At 70.0% G+C, this 7528-nt stretch carries 3 protein-coding genes; all 3 read right to left on the bottom strand.

Going from position 1 to position 7528, the window contains the following annotated elements; translation table 11 throughout:
- Positions 1-214 precede the first annotated feature (214 nt).
- Complete coding sequence (locus ACWCQ6_RS23875) at positions 215-1771, bottom strand: bifunctional metallophosphatase/5'-nucleotidase (protein WP_451092298.1); 1557 nt, start codon at positions 1769-1771, stop codon at positions 215-217.
- Between the two features lie 518 nt (positions 1772-2289).
- Positions 2290-5343: an FG-GAP-like repeat-containing protein gene (locus ACWCQ6_RS23870; RefSeq protein WP_451092296.1), complete on the bottom strand. Its 3054-nt coding sequence runs from the start codon at positions 5341-5343 to the stop codon at positions 2290-2292.
- A 371-nt stretch (positions 5344-5714) separates the two neighbouring features.
- Positions 5715-7442: a fibronectin type III domain-containing protein gene (locus tag ACWCQ6_RS23865; protein ID WP_451092294.1), complete on the bottom strand. Its 1728-nt coding sequence runs from the start codon at positions 7440-7442 to the stop codon at positions 5715-5717.
- Between the last annotated feature and the right edge of the window lie 86 nt (positions 7443-7528).

The following is a 7528-nucleotide window of genomic DNA, read 5'->3' as shown; positions in this document are numbered from 1 at the left end:
TCCGAACAGCTCCGCTATCAAGACGCTCCGGCGCCTTGCGATGCACCGCACCGGACGCCGCGCCCTGTCCGACCCTGATCCGCCGGACAGGCCCTGGGGGAGCGCGGTCGCCCCAGGCCGCTGAGCGGGCCCGGGGCGCCGGTGCAGGAGCTGACGAGCAGGGCGTCGACCAAGGGTCCGACGCGTTCCTTGTGACGCTCCCCGGAGGACCGCCTCACGGCAGGACCGTGATGCGGCCCTCCAGAGCGACGTCGATGGTCCCCAGCGTCCGGGCGCGCTCTGCGATCACCTCGGCGTCGACCGGGGCGTCCGCGACGGGCACCAGCACCTCGGCGTCGGCGAACCCGCTGACGCCGTCGCCGCCCCCGACCACGTAGTTCGTCGCCGCGACCGTGTAAGTGGCCTCCGGGTCGAGTGGCTGCCCGCCCACGCTGACGCCGCTCACGCGCGAGCCCACGGGGGCGGTCGGCGAGTAGGCGTACGTCATGCCGGAGACCTGCGGGAATCCGCCGCCGGAGTGCTCCACCCGTGAGACCGCGTCCTCCAGCGACTGCCGCAGCTCCGCGCCCGTGACCCGCACTTTCATGACCCGGTTGCTGAACGGGGCGATCGAGTAGGCGTCACGAAGCGTGAAGTCCGGCCCCGGCGCCTCGGCGCGCAGGCCACCCCCGTTCACCCAGCCGATGTCGGCCTGGTGCCGCTCGCGGAACGCGTCCGCGACGAAGTCGCCCAGCGTGGTCTCCTCGGACAGCCTGCCCTCGCGGCGGAGCGGGGTCCGCATGTCGGCCAGGACCTCGGAGAGCCGCTCGTCCATCTCATCGGCGTACCGCTTCTCGACCTCGCGCAGCTCCGGGTCCGGCGTGACCGTGTGGTCCACCTCGACCACCGATGGCTTCACCCGGTACTCGCCGCGCTGCTTGGTGATGTCCAGGCGGATCAGCGACCCGATGTTCCCCTCGGGTGCCATGAGCGGCACGTCGCCCTCGTACTCGATCGCCGAGTCGTACTCGGCGATCTCCTCGCCGAACACGGCGTCCAGCTCCGGCACGGCGCGCACCAGCTCGCGGTTCTCGTCCATCGGGTACTGGCTCACGGCCACGACGACATCGGCCTTGGCGTGCGCCTTCAGGTCGGCGACGGCGGCGCGGGCCGCCTTGACCGGGTCCGTCTCGACGACCTTCCCGGCGGCCGATGTCGTCTCGATCGCATCCGTGAGCCCCACGAACCCGACACGGACCTTGCCCACCCGCTGCACCGCCCAGGTGCCGTTGTCCACGAAAGGCGCCCCGTCGGCGTCGGTCAGGTTGGACGTGATCCACGGGAAGTCGGACGCCGCGACCAACTCGCGCGTGTGCTCCACACCGAAGTCGAAGTCGTGCTGCCCGAAGTTCGCCAGGTCCACGCCGACCTTGTTGAGCGCGTCGACCATGGGCACGCCCTTGTAGAGGCCGCCGAAGAGGGTGCCGCCGGCGAGGTCCCCGCCGAAGACGACGGCCGTGGCCGGGTTCTGCTCCTTGACCGAGCGCACCGCCGTGGCCAGTCGGGCGACGCCGCCCCGGTCCTGACCGCCGGTCAGGACCGGGCCGATCTCGTGCGCGTCGTTGAAGTACAGGAGGGACGCCGTGTGCTCGGGGTGCTCCTTGGCCTGCCCCTGAGTGGGCTTCGCTGCGGGCGCCTCGGCGGCCGCGAGCGTCGAGCCCGAGACGGTCAGCCCGGACGCGAGCGCGAACGTACTGAGGAGCCCGGCTGCGCGGGCGAGGGGACGGTGCATGGCAGAACCTCCGACGAACACATCACTTTCGGCTCGGCACGCTAGCCAGCGACGTTGACGGCGTGATCCCCCGCAGGTGAACGATGCGTGACCAGGGCCGGAGCGAACGGCCGGGCCGGGCCTGGTGGAGGGAATGGCAGTGTGAGTGGTGCCGAACGGCTCTCCGGCGCACCTGGGAGCAGCGAAACGGGCCGGGCCGGTTTGGGGCGGAGGCCGGCGGTCCCTGCCGAGTGCGGTGTGAACCGTTCCGGGTTCGGCGGAGATCAGCCGGTCGGGAGGGAAGGCCGGTCTGCCCGGCTTTGCTGACCTCCTCACGCGCCATCTCGGGCGCGCTTCTGGTCGCAGGTCATGGCCTGGGCGCTGAATGAGCAGTTCGGGTTCCGGACCGGGGCGGAGCCGGAATTCGCCCGCGGTTCGTTCGCCGGGCAGCGGTGGCCGGGGTGTCCTGGGCATGCGGCGTGGAACGGGCCCGGACGAATCATGTCGTCCGGGCCCGCGGGGCAGTGGTGAAGGCCGGCTCAGAACAGGCCCTTGTATCCCTGCCAGCCGGTGGCGATCTTCGTACGGCCGCCGAAGGAACCCTTGCCGTTGCCGTTGTTGCGCCAGACGGTGCCGGCGGTGTCGCGGGAGACGATGTCGGCCCTGCCGTCGCCGGTGATGTCGTCGACGCCCACGATCACGTTGTACGACGAGCCCCAGTCGTTGAAGACCTTCACGCGGCTCTTGAACTTGCCGGTCGCGGTGCCGTCGTAGCGCCACAGCTCGTTCGACCTGTCATGCACCAGCAGGTCGCCGTAACCGTCGCCGTTGAGGTCACCCGCGCCCAGGATCTTCTTGTAACCCGTCCACTTCGACGCGATCTTCACCTTGGCGGAGAGCTTGCCCGTGCTCGTCGCCTTGTACAGGTAGACATCGCCGGTCGAGGACTGACGTGCGATCAGGTCGGCCCGGCCGTCACCGCTGATGTCCCCGGGCGATGTCAGCACGTCGTACTGGTTCCAGCCCGTGCCCAGCGAGGTGTACGCGGTGGAAGACGTCACCGCCGCCCCGCACGCGGGCCGGTAGGCGCGCAGCGCACCGCTGCTGAACCGGACGAGCACGTCGTTGCACCGGTCACCGTTCAGGTCGCCGAAGGGCACCGCCTTCACCGTGGTCGGCCACCCGGAACCCGTTCGTTTCCCGGTGAACGTTCCCTTCCCCGTCCCGTACTGGTACGTCAGCCCGCCCGAGCCGTTCAGCGTCAGCAACTCGCCGAAGCCGTCCGATCCGACGAAGTCGCGACGGGCCGCGGCGGCTCCGGTGACCTTGACCGTGCCCGTCCTCGTCAGCGCCGCGCCCTGCCCGTCCGCGGGGGTGACGGTCAGCTTCCAGGTGTAGGCGCCGTTGGGCACCAGCCGGCCGGAGCCGTCCTTGCCGTTCCAGGCCGGGGTCACCACTCCGCGTGCCGGACCGCCGGAGAGCGTGCGCACGGCCGTACCGGCTCTGTTGTTGATCACGAGCTTCCAGGAGGCCGCGGGCTTGTTCAGCCACCACTTCGGGCTCCACTGCGCGGCGCCGCCCTTGACGTCCACCGAGGCGGCGACGGTGGCGTCGCGCTGGACGAGGGCGGAGACGGGGACGTCGCTGGAGGTGAGGCGGATGGTGTTGTCGGAGCGGAGCTGGGCGATCACGCCGGTGTACGGGTCGACGTCCCAGGCGTTCCCCTCGAACTTCCCGGCGGTATGCGAAACGGGCGTCCCGCTGCGGACGTCGATCACCTTCAGCAGGCCGGCCTCGACCGTCGCGACGAAGCCGTCGCCGAGCTGTGCCTGCTCCCAGCCGGAGCCGGAGACGAGGGTCAGGTTCCGCTTGGTGACGGTGTCGTAGACGCCCTGGCCCTCCGAGTCGAGCACGCAGTTCCACAGCAGCCACCGACCGACCGCCTGGAAGCCGTTCAGCAGGCAGCCGCGCCCGAACCACACCGGCTCGCCCTGCTGCCCGGTCAGCAGGTCGACGGGGACCACGGTGTCGTTGCCGGACATCACCCACACGGTGGTGCCCCACATCGCCCGCACGGTTTTCGTCGTCGTGTACACCGTGCGCCCGGTGTCGAGGTCGACGATCCGGGTCTCCGCAGCGCCGGTGCTGTCGTACGGCCTGGTCAGGGCGGCGAAGCGGCCGTCCGCGGCGGTCGCGGTCTGGTAGCTGCGGGAGCTGTCGATCCGGGTGCCGGGCAGCGACCCGGCGGCCCCGAGGAGCTGGGGCTGCTGAGCGCCGCTCGTGCCGTAGCCGGAGATGACCGTACGGCCGTCGCCGGTGTCGATGAGACGCGGACGGCCCTGCGAGTAGTCCTCCAGCACGATACGGCCGCGGGTGGTGCGAGCCCCCGCCGTGGGGGAGTCGGCCACGCCGGTCTCCCGGGTGTGCAGATACGACCAGTCACCCACGGGGTCCCGCTCCACGGTGGTCAACCGCCCCTGGGCGAGGGTCAGGTGAGAGACCGTGTGGGCGGTCTGCCGGGGGTACGCGTCCGCGATCCTGCGCACGGTGACCCCGCCGCCTTCGGCAGCCTCGACGAGGGAGACACCCCAGTGGTCCGTGTCTGTGCCGCCCGCGACCAGGAGCCCGCCGTCCGGAGTCGCCACGGCCTGCCGTGACGTCCTGGCCAGCAGCGTCCGCGGCACGGAGCCGTCGAGGGGGACGGCCTCGACCCGTGAGACCGCGCGACTGGTGTCGTAGCGGCCCAGGGACGAGTCGTACCGGGACACGATGGCGGTGTCACCGACCAGGCCCAGCACCTGTGCGATGTCGCCGACCGCTACGGTCCGCACGGCGGCGGCCGGGTCCTGGCGGGAGGCGACGTGCAGGGTGCCGTCGTAGAACCACACCAGGTGGGTGGGGCTGAGCGCGACCATGTTGTGCCACGACTGCACGGTGTACGGCAGGGCGGTGAAGCGCCCCTGCTCTACATCGAGCCATCCGGTGACTTCGTCGTCGCCCTTTCGGTACCGCACGACCTGTCCGTGCGCGTCACCCAGCCCCGCGGCGGACCACAGGTGGACGCCGGAGGGGACGCCTTCCACCGTGCGGTCGGTGACGGAGCCGTCGGCCCGGGCGTCCAGCAGATGCCACACGGAATCGGTGCCCGGGGTTCCCGCCGTCGTGACGACCGTCGACCCGAGGGTGCTGAAGTATGAGTGTCCGTCGGGGAGCGCGACCGTACTGACCTGGCCGGACGTCATGTTCCGCAGCGTCACGGCCCTGGCGGAGTCGTCGTAGCGGGCGACGACGTCCGAGCCCGCGCCGGCACTCGTGACGCCGTACACGTCCGTGCCCGAGGCGTCGACGACCGTGTCGACACCGTCGTACGTCGTCCACAGCTGGCCCCGCCCCTCCTCGTGCCGGAGGAACCCCGAGGGCCCCGCGCTCAGCAGGCCCGTCCGGGGAACCGTGGCCATGGTGGCCGGCACGACCACCTCTCCGGTGACCGCCGCCCCATGCGCACTGCCGGCCGTGAGCGGGCCGAGCCCGAGGGCGAGCGTGAAGGAAACAGCGGTGGCGGTGGCGCCTCGTACGAGCGCACGTCTGCCCATGCAGGGACCTCTCCGGGGACGATAGGCGAAGACTTGGAGGGACTTGTGCGCACGCCGTCGAGCCGCAGGTCATGGACGCGCGGCACGTATGACGTTCAGACACCCCCCCAGGCGAGTGGCCGGATATTAGCACTTGACGTGTACGTGACCTGCGGTCGGTCGGGGAGTGTGGTGATGACTGATCACCGCGCACTACAGCACGGCCCGGGTCCCCGACCTGGGCCCCCATCACGGATTGGGTGATCAGGCCCTCGGCGTCCGCTCGGGCCTGGAGCCGAGTGGCGATCCTGGCTCAGGTGCCATCACGCTGCCAGCGCCGGAACAGGTCATGGACCCGGTCCCACGGACGCCACACGTCCCACAGAACGTGATCACCCTTGGCCGACAGCGGGGTCAGGCATATGCACCCGTGGGGACCTGGCGGCAGACAGCTTGGTGCCGTCCTCCTTGACGGCGACGAGCACGAAGTCCACCGCCTGCGAGTAAAGCCACGGCCACCTGACGCTGGTGGTGTCACCCGGAACTTCGATACTCATGTAGGTGTGGAACCGCCCCTCATTTCCGGGGGAGGTAGCCGGGTACCAGACGCCGCTGTGCAGTTCATAGTGGTCCACGTCACCCGAAGTGCTCCCGGTCCAGCTGAGATCCACCCGGGAGCCGTCCGCGACACCGGTGAAGTCGGTGGCGGGCGCCGGGGCAGATGGAACGGCGACGGAGACGGCGGAACTGGGCAGCGCGCGAGCGGATTCGCTCAGGTACGGCTCCACGGAGAAGGAATTCGTCTCACCCGGAGTCACCGCTGCAACGCAGCTGAAGCGGAAGTGGTCGCTTTCGGCGACGTACGTGAGCTTGGTGCAGTACTCCGGTGGCGCTCCTTCCGCGGACGACGGGATGCCGACGCTGTGGTTGAGGCGGTACAGGTCCCATCGGATGGCGAAGGTGTCCTGGGGCAGGCTCCATTGCAGGAGAGCTTTGTTGTCGCCCTGGTAGGAGACGGTGACGTCGGTCGCCCGGGGATACCAGAAGGCATTCGCGTAGCTCTCGTCGCCGGCCTGGGCGGGGGCGACGTTGCCTGCGGCGTCATAGGCCTCGACGCGGTAGCCGACCGAGCTGCCCACGGCGGGTACGTAGTCGGTGAAAGTTGTGCCGGTCGTGCGGGCGACCTCTGCCCAGGTGCCGTGACCCGACACGATGCGGAGTACCCGGTAGCGTGCGGCGTCGGCCACGGGCTTCCAGGTGACGACGTAGCTCTCCCGCGTACGGTCGGTGCCCATGGCGACGGTGGCAACCGCGCGGGAGGGCGGGGTCCTGTCGGCGGTGCGGACGGCTTGGTCGGCGCTGCCGGTGGAGATGTTGCCTGCCTTGTCGTAGGCGCGGACCTCGTAGTAAAAGGTCTGGCCGGTGGCTGGCGGGGCGCCGGTGTAGCTGGTGCCGGTGGTGGTCGCCGCAAGGGTCCATACGCTGGTGCCCTGCAACCGCCGGTACACGCGGTAGCCGACGAGGTCCATCTCCTTGTTCTTGGCCCATTTGACGGTCGCCTTCAACGTGCTCGCATTGTAAGCGGCGGTGGCACCGCTGGGCGCGAGTGGCTGGACCTTGTCGACGGTGGCCGACGTCCGGGGCGCGTAACTCAACTTGACGTCGGCCGAACCGGTCCAGTTGACATAGTCGACGCGCAGGGTGTGCTTACCGGATGGGACGGTGACGTTGACGGTTTTTCTTACGGCCGTGGAGACGTTCTTCCAGAGGTCGATCTTGCGCGCACCGTCGATGTACACGCGTATGCCGTCCCGTGCCTCGGCGGCGAGGGTGAAGGGTCCGCCCGATCCGAAGTCGCGGGTAACGGTCCAGCGAACCGCGAAGTTGTTGGACGGCAGCCCGGCGGCCGGGGCGCCCGTTCCCCAGGACTGGTTGATCACCGAGTCGCAGTCGGTCTTCTTCGGCGTACCGGAGAACGTGGTGTTCGCGAAGAACTGGCGCTTGAACACCGGGGAGGTGCAGGTGACAGCGGCTGAGGCCGGTACGGCGGCAAGTAGGCCACCCGCTGTGGCGATGACGACCGCGGCGGACACGGATCTCAGTCGGATACGGTGCTTCACGTAGAGAGAGGCCCCTTCAGGCCCGGGCTCGCCCCCACAGCGTTGCAGCAGGGCGCGGGCAGGCGGGTAACGCGGACGAGGTGAGG

This window comes from Streptomyces sp. NPDC001880 (assembly GCF_053594575.1).
The sequence above is the reverse complement of the archived record's forward strand: the minus strand, read 5'-3'. Positions and strand labels throughout refer to the sequence as shown.